Annotated in this window: 16 protein-coding genes; 14 read left to right on the top strand and 2 right to left on the bottom strand. The window is 40.8% G+C overall.

Annotated elements, in window-relative coordinates; all coding sequences use genetic code 11:
• Window positions 1–37: 37 nt before the first annotated feature.
• The 12 genes from BVU_RS08945 to BVU_RS08890 all read left to right on the top strand — a co-directional run bounded on the left by BVU_RS08945 (window position 38) and on the right by BVU_RS08890 (window position 11,790).
• Window positions 38–415 carry a hypothetical protein gene (locus tag BVU_RS08945; protein WP_005849251.1) on the top strand — a complete coding sequence of 126 codons (378 nt, stop codon included), beginning with the start codon at window positions 38–40 and terminating at the stop codon, window positions 413–415.
• 103 nt (window positions 416–518) lie between these two features.
• Window positions 519–869 (top strand): NADH-quinone oxidoreductase subunit A, encoded by a 351-nt coding sequence (locus BVU_RS08940; protein WP_005842860.1) that lies wholly within the window; start codon window positions 519–521, stop codon window positions 867–869.
• Window positions 860–1,456 carry an NADH-quinone oxidoreductase subunit B gene (locus BVU_RS08935; protein WP_005842862.1) on the top strand — a complete coding sequence of 199 codons (597 nt, stop codon included), beginning with the start codon at window positions 860–862 and terminating at the stop codon, window positions 1,454–1,456. The genes BVU_RS08940 and BVU_RS08935 overlap by 10 nt, the downstream gene beginning before the upstream one ends.
• On the top strand, window positions 1,453–3,012 hold the full coding sequence (locus BVU_RS08930) for an NADH-quinone oxidoreductase subunit D (protein WP_005842864.1): 1,560 nt from the start codon (window positions 1,453–1,455) through the stop codon (window positions 3,010–3,012). The genes BVU_RS08935 and BVU_RS08930 overlap by 4 nt, the downstream gene beginning before the upstream one ends.
• Before the next feature lie 123 nt (window positions 3,013–3,135).
• Window positions 3,136–4,212: an NADH-quinone oxidoreductase subunit NuoH gene (gene nuoH / locus BVU_RS08925; protein WP_005849254.1), complete on the top strand. Its 1,077-nt coding sequence runs from the start codon at window positions 3,136–3,138 to the stop codon at window positions 4,210–4,212.
• Window positions 4,212–4,664 carry a NuoI/complex I 23 kDa subunit family protein gene (locus BVU_RS08920; protein WP_005842869.1) on the top strand — a complete coding sequence of 151 codons (453 nt, stop codon included), beginning with the start codon at window positions 4,212–4,214 and terminating at the stop codon, window positions 4,662–4,664. The genes nuoH and BVU_RS08920 overlap by 1 nt, the downstream gene beginning before the upstream one ends.
• Before the next feature lie 15 nt (window positions 4,665–4,679).
• Window positions 4,680–5,183: an NADH-quinone oxidoreductase subunit J family protein gene (locus BVU_RS08915; protein ID WP_005842872.1), complete on the top strand. Its 504-nt coding sequence runs from the start codon at window positions 4,680–4,682 to the stop codon at window positions 5,181–5,183.
• Window positions 5,184–5,188: 5 nt separating this feature from the next.
• Window positions 5,189–5,497 carry an NADH-quinone oxidoreductase subunit NuoK gene (gene nuoK, locus BVU_RS08910; RefSeq protein WP_005842874.1) on the top strand — a complete coding sequence of 103 codons (309 nt, stop codon included), beginning with the start codon at window positions 5,189–5,191 and terminating at the stop codon, window positions 5,495–5,497.
• Between the two features lie 2 nt (window positions 5,498–5,499).
• Complete coding sequence (nuoL, locus tag BVU_RS08905; protein WP_011965311.1) at window positions 5,500–7,401, top strand: NADH-quinone oxidoreductase subunit L; 1,902 nt, start codon at window positions 5,500–5,502, stop codon at window positions 7,399–7,401.
• Window positions 7,402–7,454: 53 nt separating this feature from the next.
• Window positions 7,455–8,936 carry a complex I subunit 4 family protein gene (locus tag BVU_RS08900; protein ID WP_005842878.1) on the top strand — a complete coding sequence of 494 codons (1,482 nt, stop codon included), beginning with the start codon at window positions 7,455–7,457 and terminating at the stop codon, window positions 8,934–8,936.
• Window positions 8,937–8,966: 30 nt separating this feature from the next.
• The gene (locus tag BVU_RS08895) at window positions 8,967–10,388 is read left to right on the top strand and encodes an NADH-quinone oxidoreductase subunit N (protein WP_041174433.1); all 1,422 of its coding nucleotides are present in this window, start codon (window positions 8,967–8,969) and stop codon (window positions 10,386–10,388) included.
• 175 nt (window positions 10,389–10,563) lie between these two features.
• Entirely contained in the window at window positions 10,564–11,790 is a 1,227-nt protein-coding gene (locus BVU_RS08890) for a glycoside hydrolase family 88 protein (RefSeq protein ID WP_005842882.1), read from the top strand.
• Window position 11,791: 1 nt separating this feature from the next.
• Here BVU_RS08890 and BVU_RS08885 read toward each other — a convergent pair whose 3' ends face one another.
• Entirely contained in the window at window positions 11,792–12,034 is a 243-nt protein-coding gene (locus tag BVU_RS08885) for a sensor histidine kinase (protein WP_011965309.1), read from the bottom strand.
• Between the two features lie 434 nt (window positions 12,035–12,468).
• Here BVU_RS08885 and BVU_RS08880 point away from each other — a divergent pair, with 434 nt between their 5' ends.
• Window positions 12,469–13,875, top strand: coding sequence for a glycoside hydrolase family 28 protein (locus tag BVU_RS08880; protein WP_005842886.1), 1,407 nt, complete (start codon window positions 12,469–12,471; stop codon window positions 13,873–13,875).
• 63 nt (window positions 13,876–13,938) lie between these two features.
• Here BVU_RS08880 and BVU_RS08875 read toward each other — a convergent pair whose 3' ends face one another.
• The gene (locus BVU_RS08875; protein WP_011965308.1) at window positions 13,939–15,126 is read right to left on the bottom strand and encodes a GTP-binding protein; all 1,188 of its coding nucleotides are present in this window, start codon (window positions 15,124–15,126) and stop codon (window positions 13,939–13,941) included.
• Window positions 15,127–15,337: 211 nt separating this feature from the next.
• Between BVU_RS08875 and BVU_RS08870 the strand changes: the two genes are divergently transcribed.
• Window positions 15,338–16,663 (top strand): alpha-L-fucosidase, encoded by a 1,326-nt coding sequence (locus tag BVU_RS08870; RefSeq protein ID WP_005842890.1) that lies wholly within the window; start codon window positions 15,338–15,340, stop codon window positions 16,661–16,663.
• Window positions 16,664–16,915: the final 252 nt, after the last annotated feature.

Genomic DNA, 16,915 nt, shown 5'->3' with positions numbered 1-16,915 from the left:
TTGGCTATCTTTGCACCCTCATTTAAAGGGTAACAAGATGAATAATATGTTGAGATACATTGTATATATCCTATTATTTCTACTGTTTACGATAACAGTAGGTCAGGATTATCATACGGTTGAGACAACAGATTTACCCCCACAGACCTCTTGTTACCAGCAACAACAAGACCCCTGCAAAAGAACAGTGGACTTCCTGTTTACCAATAATTTTGCAGATATGCCACAAATAGCCATATCACTTGACAACCCTTCCACATCAAAGTTCAAATGTATAGTCCGCATTTTAGCAGCATTGAACGAACTTAAAAAGCAGGAGCTACAAACAAACCATATAGTTTGCCACACTTTTCATTCGCTTTACACTGATGCAGTAGATTATTATATCTATGCACTCCGGCGGATCATCATTTAATTTTTAATCTTTTTTCAGCATTTTGCTGAGTAGAAATCCTTATAACAAACGTCTTATAAGGAAAATTTTTCTATTCGTTTGTCTAATCAAAAAAAGTTTAGATATGTATTTTACATTATTAGTTGTCGTTATCCTGACGGCAATCGCATTAGTTGCCGTAGCATTGGGAATTGCCCGTGCCATTTCTCCCCGTTCATACAACTCACAAAAGGGAGAAGCTTACGAATGTGGTATTCCTACGCGGGGACGGTCGTGGATGCAATTCAAAGTAGGTTATTATCTATTTGCTATCCTCTTCCTGATGTTCGATGTGGAAACAGTATTTTTATTTCCCTGGGCTGTAGTGGTACAAGACCTAGGAGTGTACGGTCTGTTTAGCATCCTTTTCTTTTTAGTTATATTAGTTTTAGGTCTGGCATATGCCTGGAAGAAAGGAGCGTTGGAATGGAAGTAAAGAAACCAACCATAAAGTCTATTCCTTATGAAGACTTCAAAGACAATGAGTATTTGGAAAACATGGTCAAGCAGCTCAATGAAGGCGGTACCAAAGTACTGGTGGGCTGTTTGGATGACCTTATCAACTGGGGACGCAGCAATTCGTTGTGGCCGCTTACATTTGCAACCAGTTGTTGTGGAATCGAGTTTATGGCAGTGGGTGCTGCCCGGTATGATTTCGCCCGCTTTGGGTTTGAAGTAGCCCGTGCCAGTCCGCGCCAGGCAGATATGATCATGGTAGCAGGAACTATCACACACAAGATGGCTCCGGTACTAAAACGTTTGTATGACCAGATGGCGGATCCTAAATACGTCATTGCAGTAGGCGGATGCGCCATTAGCGGCGGTCCTTTTAAAAAATCATATCACGTATTGAACGGAGTAGACAAAATTCTTCCCGTTGACGTATATATTCCCGGATGTCCGCCCCGACCTGAAGCCTTGTTGTACGGCATGATACAATTGCAACGTAAAGTAAAACTGGAAAAATTCTTCGGCGGAGTGAACCGCAAAGAAAATGAACCACAAAATCCCGAACAAGCATGAGTGAAAGAATAGAAATACCTGCCGAAAAGCTACATGAAGAAATGCTGAAATTGCGGCAGGGTAAACATATGGATTTTCTACGCAGCCTTACCGGAATGGACTGGGGCGAAGAAGGACTAGGTGTAGTCTATCATCTGGAAGATACGAATACAAGAGAAAATATAGTGGTCAGCACTCGCACAACCAACCGAGAAAAGCCGGAACTTCCTAGTGTAAGTGATATTTGGAAAGGTGCTGAATTCAATGAACGCGAAGTGTACGACTATTATGGTATCCGCTTTATAGGACATCCTGATATGCGCCGTTTGTTCCTGCGTGATGACTGGGTAGGCTATCCATTGCGTAAGGACTACGATGAAAGCCTCAACCCACTCCGTATGACCAATGAGGAACCTGTAGACACGACACAATATATAGAAGTACAACATGATGGCAGTGTAATAGAAAAACGCGAAACCATTTTTGATGAGGACGAATATATCATTAACATAGGTCCTCAACATCCGGCAACCCACGGTGTACTTCGTTTTCGTGTTTCACTGGAAGGTGAGATTATCAAAAAACTGGATGTGCACTGCGGATACATCCATCGAGGTATCGAAAAAATGTGCGAAAGTCTTACCTATCCCCAAACCTTGGCCCTGACCGACCGTTTGGATTATTTAGGTGCGCACCAAAACCGCCATGCTCTCTGTATGTGCATTGAACAGGCAATGGGCGTAGAAGTAAGCGAACGGGTACAATACATTCGTACCATTATGGACGAATTGCAACGTATAGATTCTCACTTGCTTTTCTTCTCCTGTCTCTGTATGGATATGGGTGCCTTGACCGCATTCTTCTATGGATTCCGTGATCGTGAGAAGATATTGGATATCTTCGAAGCAACTACCGGAGGACGTTTGATACAGAATTATAACACCATTGGAGGGGTACAAGCTGATATCGCTCCGGACTTTGTACAGAAAGTAAAAGAATTCATTGCTTATCTGCGTCCGATGCTAAAAGAATACCATGAAGTATTCACCGGAAATGTCATTGCCCAAGAACGTTTGAAAGGTGTGGGAGTTCTTTCACGGGAAGATGCCATCTCTTTCGGAGCGACAGGAGGTACAGGACGCGCCAGCGGTTGGGCATGCGATGTCCGCAAGCGTCATCCCTATGCGATGTATGGCAAGGTAGATTTTAAAGAGATTGTCCACACTGAAGGTGACTGCTTTGCACGTTATATGGTCCGTATGGAAGAAATACTGGAAAGTATGGATATCATTGAGCAACTGATAGACAATATTCCTGAAGGGAACTATCAGGAAAAGATGAAACCGATTATACGTGTGCCCGAAGGGAATTATTATGCCGCAGTGGAAGGTTCTCGCGGAGAGTTCGGTGTTTATCTGGAAAGTCGTGGAGACAAATTTCCTTACCGCATGAAATTCCGCGCTACCGGTTTGCCTTTAGTATCAGCAATGGAAACTATGTGCCGCAACGCAAAAATTGCCGACTTAATTGCTATTGGTGGAACGGTGGATTATGTAGTACCGGATATTGACCGATAATAATGTGCCGATTCTTCAATATACAATTTGGAGAATGCACTATTTATCAGACTGAGAATTAACAAATTAAATAATTACAAGTTTGCCTATTGGCAAATTAGCAAATTGACACATTATTAAATTATGTTCGATTTTAGTATAGTCACCCAATGGGTACACTCACTGCTCACGTCATTTATGCCTGAAGAACTGGCAGTGCTCATAGAATGTATAGTAATTGGCGTATGTATCATGTTGGCATATGCAGTTATTGCTATCATTATGATTTTCATGGAACGTAAAGTGTGCGCCGCTTTCCAATGCCGCTTGGGGCCAATGCGTGTAGGTCCCCAAGGTACCATACAGGTGTTTGCCGATGTATTCAAGATGTTGATCAAGGAAATTATCACCATCCGGCATGCTGACAAGTTCCTGTACAATTTGGCACCTTACATTGTTATCCTCGCCTCTATCATGGCTTTCAGTTGCCTACCCATCAACAAGGGCATGGAGGTCCTTGATTTCAATGTAGGTATTTTCTTCTTATTGGCAGCATCCAGTATCGGCGTGGTAGGTATTTTGCTGGCAGGTTGGAGTTCCAATAACAAATATTCATTAATCGGAGCCATGCGAAGTGGCGCTCAAATGATTAGTTATGAATTATCTGTAGGATTAAGCATCCTTACCATTGTAATCTTAACAGATACCATGCAACTAAGCGAAATTGTAGAACGCCAAGCTGACGGCTGGTTCCTTTTTAAAGGACATATACCTGCATTGATCGCTTTTATCATTTATCTGATAGCCGGAAATGCAGAAGTCAACCGCGGCCCGTTTGACTTGCCTGAAGCAGAAAGTGAACTGACTGCGGGATATCATACCGAATATTCCGGTATGCACTTCGGTCTGTTCTATGTGGCAGAATTTGTAAACTTGTTTATCATCGCCGCAGTAGCCACAACCATCTTCCTGGGAGGATGGATGCCGCTACATATTCCTGGGCTAGACGGATTCAATGCCATCATGGATTATATACCCGGATTTATTTGGTTCTTTGGCAAGTCATTCTTTGTAGTATGGTTACTAATGTGGATCAAATGGACATTTCCCCGTCTGCGTATTGACCAAATTCTAACGCTGGAATGGAAGTACTTGGTTCCAATAGGTTTGTGCAACCTGTTGTTGATGGTAATTATTGTTGTATTTAAATTACATTTCTGATGAAAGAAGAAAAACATTCCTATATAAAAGGGCTGCTTCATGGCATCGGTACATTACTTACCGGCATGAAAGTGACAGGACGAGAGTTCTTCACTCCTAAAGTCACTGAACAATATCCCGAAAACCGTGCCACATTAAAAATATCGCCCCGTTTCCGAGGACGGCTTATCATGCCGGTTGATGAGAATGGTAATAACAAATGTATTGCTTGCGGACTTTGCCAGATGGCTTGCCCCAATGATACAATCACCATTACCAGCGAATCTGTGACCAACGAAGAAACAGGCAAGAAAAAGAAAATATTGGTAAAGTATGAGTACGACCTGGGAGCCTGTATGTTCTGTCAACTTTGTGTGAACGCTTGTCCACACGATGCCATTCGGTTCGATACAGAATTCGAAAATGCTGTATTCGACCGCAGCAAACTAGTTCTCACTCTGAACAAAAAATAAAAAACAAACGATATTATGACACTACAACTAATTGTATTCATTGTACTGGCGTTGTTTATCGCTGTCTGTTCGGTATTGGCAGTCACGACCTCACGTATCTTGCGTGCAGCAACTTATCTGCTGTTCGTTTTATTTGGTACAGCAGGTATTTACTTCCAACTCAACTACTCATTCTTGGGAGCTGTACAATTACTGATTTACGCCGGTGGTATAACAGTGCTTTATGTATTTAGTATCTTATTGACCTCTTCACAGGGAGACAAAGCAGAGAGATTAAAAAATGGAAAGATGGTGGCCGGAGCTATTTCTACTATAGCAGGACTGGCTATCTGTCTGTTCGTCATGCTGAAGAACGAATTCTTGCCCTCTCATTTTGTTCATGGTGAACTGGATGTACGCACGATCGGTCATGCACTGATGGGCATGGAAAAATATCAATATATCCTTCCTTTCGAAGTAATCAGCGTGTTATTACTCGCTTGCATCGTAGGAGGAATCCTAATTGCTAGAAAAAGATAGAACTTATGGTACACATGGAATATTATCTGGTGGTTTCCACCTTTATGATGTTTGCGGGAATCTATGGTTTCTTCACCCGCCGCAATTTATTGGCCATGCTCATCAGTGTGGAACTGATACTGAATTCGGTAGACATCAACTTCGCCGTATTCAACCGATACCTTTTTCCCGAAGAACTGGAAGGCTTTTTTTTCGCCCTGTTCGCTATCGGCGTGAGTGCGGCTGAAACAGCAGTAGCTATTGCTATCATTATCAATATCTACCGCAATGTACGCAATATCCAAGTGAAGAACTTAAATGAAATGAAAAACTAATTATGGAACATACAATACTAATCCTTATCCTACCTTTCCTCAGTTTCCTGATACTGGGGCTGGCAGGTATGCGTATGAAGAACGGATTGGCAGGAACCATCGGCACCGTTTCACTGGCAGGGGTGACGTTGCTTTCCTACCTCACTGCCTTCAATTATTTTGCAGGAGGGCGTACGGCAGAAGGCGTCTATCCTACTCTCACACCTTATAATTTTGAATGGTTACCTTTCACAACGAACCTGCATATTGACATGGGAATCATGCTTGACCCTATTTCAGTTATGATGCTAGTCGTTATTTCCACCGTCAGTCTGATGGTACATATCTATTCATTCGGATATATGAAAGGTGAAAAAGGCTTTCAACGTTACTACGCATTTCTTAGCCTGTTTACCATGTCCATGTTGGGACTCGTAGTAGCAACTAATATTTTCCAGATGTATGTCTTTTGGGAACTGGTAGGTGTTTCTTCTTATCTACTTATCGGCTTTTATTACACCAAGAAAGAAGCGATTGCTGCCAGTAAAAAAGCATTTATTGTTACCCGTTTCGCTGATTTAGGCTTTCTGATCGGTATCTTGATTTACGGCTATTATGCCGAAACATTCTCGTTCACCCCCCAACTTCAGGTACTTGCAGTTGCCGGAAGTATGATACCATTGGCCTTGGGGCTAATGTTTATCGGTGGTGCCGGTAAAAGTGCGATGTTTCCATTGCACATCTGGTTACCGGATGCTATGGAAGGTCCTACTCCTGTCAGTGCATTAATCCATGCTGCTACCATGGTAGTAGCCGGTGTATATCTGGTAGCCCGTATGTTCCCGTTGTTTATAGGATATGCGCCCGAAGTGCTGCACTGGATAGCTTATATCGGTGCGTTCACTGCATTCTACGCCGCTAGTGTGGCGTGTGCACAAAGCGATATCAAACGTGTGCTCGCCTTCTCCACTATATCTCAAATTGGATTTATGATTGTTGCATTAGGCGTTTGTACTTCCATGAATCCTCATGAAGGAGGACTAGGTTACATGGCATCCATGTTCCACCTGTTCACACATGCCATGTTCAAGGCATTGCTGTTCTTAGGAGCCGGATGTATCATTCATGCCGTACACAGTAACGAGATGAGCGCCATGGGAGGACTTCATAAATTCATGCCCGTCACCCACTGGACATTCCTGATTGCTTGTCTGGCTATCTCGGGTATTTGGCCATTCTCAGGTTTTTTCTCTAAAGACGAAATTCTGACTGCCTGCTTCCAATTCAGTCCTGTTATGGGATGGATAATGACAGGCATTGCCGCCATGACAGCATTTTATATGTTCCGCCTTTATTATTGTATTTTCTGGAATGGAGAATGGAAAGGACACTCCCACGAATCCGGACCTGATGCACATACTCCGCATGAGGCTCCACGTACCATGACATTCCCGCTGATGTTTTTAGCCGCTATCACCTGTATTGCCGGATTCATACCCTTCGGCAATCTGATCAGTAGTAACGGAGAAGCCTATACCATTCATCTGGATATACAGATAGCTGCTACAAGTATCATTATTGCTATAGCATCCATCACTTTAGCTACATGGATGTATGCAGGTAAGAGACAACCCGTAGCCAACTATCTGGCGCGCACATTCCCACGTTTGCACACAGCAGCTTACCACCGTTTCTATATGGATGAGATATGGTTGTTCGTAACCAAGAAAATCATCTTCCGGTGCATCAGTACTCCGATAGCTTGGTGGGACCGGCACGTTATCGATCAATTCTTTAACTTCACTGCGTGGAGTACTCATGCTACCGCCGATGAAATACGTGACATGCAAAGTGGAAACGTACAGCAGTACAGTATTTGGTTCCTTGCAGGTGCATTGATATTGACGCTGATACTATTAATTTAATGAATAATAAAAAATCCGCCGCATGGCCATTTTTTAATTTTTAATTTAAAAAGATGAACATACTAAGTTTTTTCATTATAGTTCCCTTGTTGATGCTCGCGAGCCTTTGGGCTTCGCGCAGCGTCAATCAAGTTCGCGGAGTGATGGTTGTCGGATCTTCCATATTATTGGCATTATCCGTTTACCTCACCATTGATTATATCGAACTACGCCAAGCCGGTGCTACAGGAGAGATGCTGTTCACAGCCAGCACAGTTTGGTATGCACCACTCCATATATGTTACTCAGTAGGAGTAGACGGTATATCAGTAGCAATGTTGCTACTTAGTTCCATTATTGTATTCACCGGTACTTTTGCATCGTGGAAGTTACAACCATTGACAAAAGAATATTTCATGTGGTTCACTCTATTGAGTGTAGGGGTATTCGGATTCTTCGTTTCAACAGACCTGTTCACCATGTTCATGTTTTATGAAGTAGCCTTAATTCCAATGTATCTGCTCATCGGTGTATGGGGAAGCGGACGTAAAGAATATGCCGCCATGAAACTTACATTAATGTTAATGGGTGGTTCTGCATTTCTACTGATCGGAATTCTCGGTATTTTTTATGGTGCAGGCGGTGAAACTATGAACTTGCTGGAAATCGCCAAACTGCATATACCTCATGAAATGCAACGCATCTTCTTCCCGCTTATCTTCTTGGGGTTCGGAGTCTTAGGAGCTTTGTTCCCTTTCCATACATGGAGTCCCGATGGTCATGCTTCTGCACCGACTGCTGTTTCTATGCTTCACGCTGGAGTATTGATGAAACTAGGAGGTTACGGATGCTTCCGTGTTGCTATGTACCTGATGCCTGAAGGTGCAGCCATGTGGGGAGATGTATTCCTGATATTGACCACTATTTCTGTAGTTTACGGTGCATTCAGTGCTGTGGTACAAACCGACTTAAAATATATCAATGCCTATTCCTCCGTATCCCACTGCGGATTGGTGCTCTTTGCCCTGCTGATGATGACACGCACCAGTTGTACGGGTGCTATTCTCCAAATGTTGAGTCACGGATTAATGACCGCTTTGTTCTTCGCCCTTATTGGTATGATATACGGACGTACCCACACTCGTGATGTCCGATTAATGGGAGGTTTGATGAAGATTATGCCTTTCCTGGCTGTAGGTTATGTTATTGCCGGTCTTGCTAACTTGGGACTTCCGGGACTAAGTGGTTTTGTTGCTGAAATGACGGTCTTTGTAGGTTCTTTCCAAAATGATGATACATTCCATCGCGTATGTACCCTAGTGGCAACAACAAGTATCGTCATTACCGCAGTCTATATCCTGCGTGTAGTAGGTAAAATTCTTTATGGTAAAGTTTTGAATCCCGAACATCTGAAACTCACAGACGCAACCTGGGATGAACGAGTAGCCGTTATCTGCCTCATCGCCTGTGTAGCAGGTTTAGGAATGGCTCCATTCTGGATAAGCGATCTGATCAGTAACAGTGTAGAACCAATCATAAGTCAATTATTAAATTAAAATTTGAGAATTAAAAATTAAAAAATAGCAATGATGGACATAACTGCAATACTCCATATGCATGCCGAACTGAGTCTGACAGCCGTTTTTATTCTGATGTTTCTGTTAGATTTATTTTTACCGGCAACACAACGTCACTGGTTACGCCCCATGGCATGTATCCTGCTGACCATTCAACTCTTAGCAAACCTATGGCCGGAAGAGGTGACTTTATTTGGCGGCATGTACCACTCAACCCCTATGGCGTCTGTTCTAAAAAGCATCCTTACCATAGGTACCATACTGGTGTTCCTACAAGCAGACACTTGGCTAAAACGTGAAGACACCCGCCATAAACAAGGCGAATTCTACATCCTTACCCTCAGTACCTTGCTGGGTATGTATTTCATGGTAAGCGCAGGGCACTTCCTGCTATTCTTCCTTGGATTGGAATTGGCAACCGTTCCTATGGCTTGTCTCGTAGCTTTCGATAAATATAAAGGACATAGTGCCGAAGCCGGAGCTAAATTCATTCTTTCGGCTTTATTCTCCAGCGGTATTTTCCTCTATGGTATTTCTATGATTTATGGGACAGCAGGTACTTTATATTTTGAAGATATCCCTGCCGGATTGACAGGAACTCCATTACAAGTTCTTGCACTAGTATTTTTCTTCTCCGGACTGGCCTTCAAGTTAAGCTTGGTACCTTTTCATCTGTGGACAGCAGATACTTATCAAGGTGCACCGACTACAGTAAGCGCCTACCTATCCGTTATTTCAAAAGGTGCAGCTGCTTTTGCTTTAATGATTATTTTAATGAAAGTATTCGGACCAATGACTGAACAATGGAGTGAAATACTATGTATTATCATTGTAGCCACCATCACTATAGCCAATCTGTTCGCCATCCGCCAAAACAACCTGAAACGCTTTATGGCCTTCAGTAGTATTTCACAAGCCGGCTACATAATGTTGGCTGTACTGGCTGGAACTCCGCAGGACATGGCATCCCTAGTATATTATATAGTAGTATACATTGCCGCCAATCTCGCCGTATTCGGTGTCATCAGTACCATTGAGCAACATACCCACGGTAAAATAGAGCGCGAAGATTATAACGGACTTTATAAGACCAACCCCAAACTAACTATGGTCATGACACTTGCTCTTTTCTCATTGGCAGGTATCCCGCCATTTGCCGGATTCTTCAGTAAGTTCTTTGTATTCATGGCAGCATTCCATAGCGGATATTATCTTATTGTATTTATCGCATTGGTCAATACAATCATTTCATTGTATTATTACTTATTGATTGTAAAAGCCATGTTCATCACACCTAATGAAGACCCTATCGGCAATTTTCGTACAGCAACTCCGATGCGCATCAGTCTGTTGGTATGTGTAGCCGGCATATTCGTTTTAGGAATTATAAGTGGGGTATATCAACTATTAAGTGATACAGCAATACTATAAAAGTTCAGTTACAAAAAGAAGAATAATAACTGAAATGATTATTATATTTCTATGATCAATATTCTTTTACTTTGGAGGCAGAATCAATCTGTTTCCAAAGTAAAAGAATACCTTAAAGTTTCTCTTCAACAAATTTATCATTATCTTCGTAGCAAATTATAAAAAAATAAGTACTATGAAGAAAGTCCTCTATATTACAATACTCGCTTGCTCTACTTTATGGGGATCTTGCACAGAGAAAAATAAACAATCCGCCAGAACAGATTCCTTTATAGAAAAAAATGTAGCATTTGCACGTGCACAAATCGGGAATGAAATACAAATTATAGAAAAATCAGAGAAATTTATAAACCCCGTTACATTGAAAACTGACAGTACCATTTATTATTGTGACTACGCCGACTGGCGAAGTGGTTTTTTCCCTGGGTCAGTGTGGTATCTATATGAGTTAAGTGGCGACACTACTCTCTTATCATTAGCTGATAAATACACTTCGGCCATAGAAGAAGCCAAAAAACTGACTTGGCACCATGATGTAGGTTTCATGATAAATTGTAGTTTCGGCAATGGATGGCGAACAACTAAAGTACCCAAATACAAAGAAGTCATGATAGAAGCTGCACGTTCATTAGCTACTCGTTTCCGTGAAAAGCCAGGAATTATCCAATCATGGGATGTGACCCGCGGCTGGCAATCGGAACGCGGTTGGGAATGTCCGGTCATAATAGATAATATGATGAATTTAGAGTTACTATTTGAAGCAACTAAATTATCTGGTGATTCCACCTTTTATCATATAGCAGTGAACCATGCAGACCGCACTTTGAAAGAGCATTTCCGTACAAACGGAAGTTGTTATCATGTAATAGATTATAGTTTGGCAGACGGCATGGTACGGCATAGACAAACAGCCCAAGGATATGCAGACGAATCGACTTGGAGTCGTGGACAAGCATGGGCGATTTATGGTTACACTGTGTGTTACCGGGAAACTCATGATAAAAAGTATCTGAATCAGGCATTGAAGACTTTCCAATTTATGAAAACACATCCCCGGCTTCCCAAAGACTTGATTCCTTATTGGGATATGGATGCTCCCAATATTCCCAATGAACCACGAGACGCTTCAAGTGCTTCTTGTATAGCTTCTGCACTTTATGAAATTAGTACAATGGATGTGCCTGATGCAAACAGTTATAAGAACTATGCAGACAGTATTATGGCCTCTCTAGCCTCACCAAACTATCTGGCATCTCTTGGAAAAAATGGTAACTTTTTATTAATGCATTCAGTGGGCAGTATTCCTCATGGCACAGAAATAGATGTACCTTTAAATTATGCAGACTATTATTTCCTGGAAGCATTGAAACGAAAGCGTGACATTGAAGAAGGCACACACTAAGTTATACAGACAAACACAGAAATATTTCCTCCCGTTCTTCGGGAGGAATGCCACAGCCGGTATCAGTTACTTCAATTCGTAACTTACTTTGTGCCTTATCCAACTTTATTTTAAGAGTTACAGATCCAGAATCTGTAAATTTATTAGTATTATCAAACAGGCTCTCTATCACTAACGACAAATACAATTCATTGGTGGAGATAAACATTTCCCCTTTTGGTAATTTCACCAATACAAGTACCATAAAAAGTCTAATTACTAAAAAACTCCTGTTCTTAGTTTCCAAACGGTAATTTTCATAGTTCAATTGATCTACTCCATACTTTACAGGTAGTTCACTAAATTATTTTTTCAGACTAGAAGAATTAATGGAATCCTGCGCTTGTATATCTTATAATATTCAGAAGACTATCTTTGGTAGTAGAAATACTACCTCCTATCACGACAAGAATTCCCCAACAGATATCAATATATACAAGTGATGTATTTCATAATATCAGATTATTAAGGTACGAATATACAAATAATATAAAAATGTAGCAGCAGTTATTCCTCTATTATTAGAATTTACACAATAATGGGCAATTAATCCACTTATTTTCTAATTATATGCTTTAATATTGCATCGTAGATATTTTTTGGTAACTATGAAATTATTAATTATTAAACATCAAAGATATGGTAAAAAAGTTAGTTAGTGTACTTTGTATATGTGCATATTTTGGACTTGCTCATGCACAAATACCACAAGAGATTTGGAAAGAAAGTGAGCAAATAGAAAAACAAATCAAAAAGACTTCTTTTCCCGATCGTGTGTACAACATTAAAGATTTCGGTGCCAAAGAAGGAAATAATGGTGAAATACTCTGCCATGAAGCAATCAATCTAGCTATCCTCACATGCAGCCAGACAGGTGGAGGAACTGTATTAGTTCCACCCGGAGAATTTCTAACAGGTCCTATCACACTGAAAAGTAATGTAAATCTGCATTTGGAAGAAGGTGCCTATCTAAAATTTTCTTCAGAGAAATATCTATATACTCCAACCGTACTCACTCGCTGGGAAGGAGTAGACTGTTACAATTTGCATCCATTAATTTATGCTTATGGTGAAAGCAACATAGGCATTACCGGTAAAGGTATTATAGACGGACAGGCCAGTAATGATAACTGGTGGAGTATGTGTGGTGCTCCACACTATGGCTGGAAGGAAGGTATGACAGCTCAAAAAAATGGCGGCAGAGACAAATTACTGATGTACGCCGAAACATTTGCCCCGATAGATAAGCGCCAAATGACTTTTGAAGACGGTTTACGTCCCCAACTTATCAATCTATATCGTTGCAACACTATTTTAATAGAAAATGTAACATTGAAAAATTCTCCGTTTTGGGTTATCCATCCTTTATTTTGTGAAAGTCTGACAGTGCGTGGGGTTAAAGTTTCCAGTCACGGTCCCAATAGCGATGGCTGCGATCCGGAATCAAGTAAGAACGTATTAATTGAAAACTGTATATTCGATACTGGAGACGACTGCATTGCCATTAAAAGCGGACGGAATGCCGACGGACGGAAATGGAATGTACCAAGTGAAAATATCATTGTACGCAATTGCGAAATGAAAGACGGACACGGTGGTGTAGTTGTAGGCAGTGAGATTTCGGGAGGATATAAGAACCTGTTTGTTGAAAACTGCAAAATGGACAGCCCGAACCTGGAACGTGTCATCCGCATCAAAACCAACAACTGCCGTGGTGGTGTCATTGAAAATATTTATGTGCGTAATGTAGAAGTAGGTGAATGTCGCGAAGCCGTTTTGAAAATCAACCTGCAATATGAAAACCGTGAAAAATGTGACAGAAATTTCCCACCTGTAGTACGCCATGTATATCTGGATAATGTTACCAGTGAAAAAAGTAAGTACGGAGTCTTGATTACCGGATATGACGACCGTGTCAATATTGAAGACATCCATGTAACAAACAGCCGTTTCAATAATGTAGAGAAAAAGGGAAATTTAATTACCGGAGCTAAGGATGTAGTACTGAAAGAACTGTATATCAATGGAAATAAGGTAAGAAAATAAGATAAAAAATCTTTGGTATAATGAGATGCCATCATACCAAAGATTATATCCTCTTTTGAGAACCTATTCCAGACACTCATCAAGTTCACGTATCAACTCTTCTTTATCAAGATGTCGCCCGATAAAAACTATTTTCTGCATACGATCTCCATATTTATCATCCCAATCCCGCAATAAGCCCGGCTCCTGACGTATTACCTCTATCAGTTCTTCTTCAGGTGCCGTAGCATACCATAAACCGGCTTCCTTCAACTTTTTCTGCACACCGGCCTGTTCAAAAAGAAAAGACATATCACGATTATTGCTGAAATAACAGACTCCTTTTGCTCGAATAATATTACGACTCCACTGGGTGGATACAAAACGATCAAATTTATGGATATCAAAAGCCGGACGACGATAATACACAAAAGTACTGATGCCATATTCATCCACTTCACTACCTTCATGATGATGATGGTGTGCATGCTCCTCATCGTGATGATGATGCTCATGCTCCTCCGCTTCTTTTTTCTGCTCTTCCGTAAGGGCACTCTCTATTCCACGTATCCAACCGGCAGAAGTGGCAGTACGTTCAAAGTCAAATGCTTCAGTATAGATTATCTTATCCAAATCTGCATCAGCATAATCACATTCTATTATTTCAGCTGCAGGTTGCAATGTACGGATAATCTGTTTGATACGTTCCAATTCGTCACGTTTCACTTCCGAGGCCTTATTCAACAATACAACATTACAAAATTCAATCTGTTGGATAATCAAATTTTCAATATCCTCTTCGTCAATACCCTTACAGGTCAAATCGTTGCCACAAGAAAACTCACTTTGCAGACGCAAGGCATCTACCACAGTCACAATACAATCCAAACGACATCCCCCGTACGTATTCCCCATACTTGAAATAGAACAAATAGTCTGTGCGATAGGAGCTGGTTCACAAACCCCACTTGCCTCAATCACAATGTAATCAAAACGCTCCTGCTTCATAATATCATCTATCTGCTCCACCAAATCCATCTTCAAAGTACAACAGATACAACCGTTCTGAAGTGCTACCAAGCTTTCGTCTTTCTTTCCTACAATCCCCCCCTTCTGTATGAGGTCGGCATCAATATTCACCTCACCGATATCATTGACAATAACCGCAAACTTAATACCACGTTTATTAGAAAGAATATGGTTCACTAATGTCGTTTTTCCACTGCCCAGATAACCGGTCAAAAGCAGTATAGGAATTTCTTTTACTCTCATATAAAATTCAATATTACTTTCACAAAGGTATAGAATGATTAATTTCCAAACAATAGAAAACATCTTTTTATACCTTATAAACAAAAAAGACTCTTTACATACCCCCAGTTAGAATCCATTAAAACTCAATTCACAGTGCAACATTTTTCAAAAAATGCTTTAAATATTCCAAGAGTATAACTATATTTCGCAAAACAAATTTATAATAACAATGAGAAACAAATTAGCACAAAAAATCAAATTAGGCGCAGCCTTGTTATTGATGGCGGGAACTTCAGCCTTCGCACAAACCTCCAATCAAATTTATACACCTACTCCTGAAAATATAAAAGCACGGCAGGAATTTCAAGATAATAAATTCGGTATATTCCTTCATTGGGGCATTTACAGTATGACCGCCCAAGGAGAATGGTATATGAACACTCACAACATCAACCGTAATGAATACGCCAAACTGGCATCCGGATTCTATCCTTCGCGCTTCGATGCTGCCGAATGGGTTTCCGCCATCAAAACCTCCGGAGCCAAATATATCTGTATTACCAGTAGACACCATGACAGTTTCTCAATGTTTGATACAAAAGAATCCGATTTTAATATCGTAGATGCCACCCCTTTCAAACGAGACATACTAAAAGAACTGGCAGAAGAATGTCAAAAACAAGGCATCAAACTCCATTTTTATTATTCGCATTTGGATTGGTTTCGTGACGACTATCCGGAAGGAAACACCGGACATGGAACAGGACGTCCCAAAGGACATGGAAACTGGGCAAGTTACTACAAGTTTATGAATAAACAGCTGACCGAACTTTTGACTAACTATGGTCCTGTCGGTGCCATTTGGTTTGATGGTATTTGGGATCAACCTACCAACTTCAATTGGCAACTGGAAGAACAATACGCATTAATTCATAAACTGCAACCATCCTGTCTAATAGGTAACAATCATCACCGAACTCCTTATGCAGGAGAAGATTTCCAAATGTTCGAACGTGATTTGCCCGGTGAAAACAAAGCCGGTTTTTCAGCAGGACAAGGAATAAGTGAACTCCCTTTAGAAACTTGTGAAACAATGAACGGAATGTGGGGCTACAGAATTGAAGACCAAAATTACAAATCCCCTAAAGAATTGATACACTATTTGGTTAAGGCAGCTGGAAAAAATGCAAATTTGCTAATGAATATTGGACCTCAACCCAACGGAGAATTACCAGCTACAGCTGTAGAGCATCTAAAACAGGTGGGTAAATGGATGAATCAATATGGAGAAACGATTTATGGAACCCGTGGTGGTGATGTAGTTCCTCATACATGGGGGGTATCAACTCGCAAAGGTGACCGTTTATTCATCCATATACTAGATTTGCAGGATGATGCACTTTATATACCTCTGAAGGCAAAAGTAAAGAAAGCAATACAGTTCATTTCCAAAACTCCACTTTCTTTCAAACAGGAGAAAGACGGCATATTTATAAAACTGCCTCAAGTACCTGATGACATAGATTATGTAATAGAATTAGTCATTAAACAATAAAATAGCATTCATCTTTAAACAAGTGTCTTTACGTGAAAAACAAGAATATCTTTAGAAAAAGAGAGAAAATGTATTCTACAAAAATCAGAAAAGAAACATGAGTAAGCTACATACATTACTCTTCTAAAAAAGAATTCGTCCTTGGATTATGAAAACCCAAGGACGAATCACTCTTAGTTTGTGGAGCTGGAGGGAGATGAGAAATAAATTCACCAGACCTTTTCCGACATCATATAGCACTAATAATCAACA

Source organism: Phocaeicola vulgatus ATCC 8482 (assembly GCF_000012825.1).
GTDB classification, from domain to species: Bacteria; Bacteroidota; Bacteroidia; order Bacteroidales; family Bacteroidaceae; genus Phocaeicola; species Phocaeicola vulgatus.
The sequence above is the reverse complement of the archived record's forward strand: the minus strand, read 5'-3'. Positions and strand labels throughout refer to the sequence as shown.

Excerpts from the sequence above, each read along its gene's own strand:
- BVU_RS08945 (WP_005849251.1), top strand. The coding sequence starts at position 38 with ATGAATAATATGTTGAGATACATTGTATATATCCTATTATTTCTACTG.
- BVU_RS08940 (WP_005842860.1), top strand. The coding sequence starts at position 519 with ATGTATTTTACATTATTAGTTGTCGTTATCCTGACGGCAATCGCATTA.
- BVU_RS08935 (WP_005842862.1), top strand. The coding sequence starts at position 860 with ATGGAAGTAAAGAAACCAACCATAAAGTCTATTCCTTATGAAGACTTC.
- BVU_RS08930 (WP_005842864.1), top strand. The coding sequence starts at position 1,453 with ATGAGTGAAAGAATAGAAATACCTGCCGAAAAGCTACATGAAGAAATG.
- nuoH (WP_005849254.1), top strand. The coding sequence starts at position 3,136 with ATGTTCGATTTTAGTATAGTCACCCAATGGGTACACTCACTGCTCACG.
- BVU_RS08920 (WP_005842869.1), top strand. The coding sequence starts at position 4,212 with ATGAAAGAAGAAAAACATTCCTATATAAAAGGGCTGCTTCATGGCATC.
- BVU_RS08915 (WP_005842872.1), top strand. The coding sequence starts at position 4,680 with ATGACACTACAACTAATTGTATTCATTGTACTGGCGTTGTTTATCGCT.
- nuoK (WP_005842874.1), top strand. The coding sequence starts at position 5,189 with ATGGTACACATGGAATATTATCTGGTGGTTTCCACCTTTATGATGTTT.
- nuoL (WP_011965311.1), top strand. The coding sequence starts at position 5,500 with ATGGAACATACAATACTAATCCTTATCCTACCTTTCCTCAGTTTCCTG.
- BVU_RS08900 (WP_005842878.1), top strand. The coding sequence starts at position 7,455 with ATGAACATACTAAGTTTTTTCATTATAGTTCCCTTGTTGATGCTCGCG.
- BVU_RS08895 (WP_041174433.1), top strand. The coding sequence starts at position 8,967 with ATGATGGACATAACTGCAATACTCCATATGCATGCCGAACTGAGTCTG.
- BVU_RS08890 (WP_005842882.1), top strand. The coding sequence starts at position 10,564 with ATGAAGAAAGTCCTCTATATTACAATACTCGCTTGCTCTACTTTATGG.
- BVU_RS08885 (WP_011965309.1), bottom strand. The coding sequence starts at position 12,034 with ATGGTACTTGTATTGGTGAAATTACCAAAAGGGGAAATGTTTATCTCC.
- BVU_RS08880 (WP_005842886.1), top strand. The coding sequence starts at position 12,469 with ATGGTAAAAAAGTTAGTTAGTGTACTTTGTATATGTGCATATTTTGGA.
- BVU_RS08875 (WP_011965308.1), bottom strand. The coding sequence starts at position 15,126 with ATGAGAGTAAAAGAAATTCCTATACTGCTTTTGACCGGTTATCTGGGC.
- BVU_RS08870 (WP_005842890.1), top strand. The coding sequence starts at position 15,338 with ATGAGAAACAAATTAGCACAAAAAATCAAATTAGGCGCAGCCTTGTTA.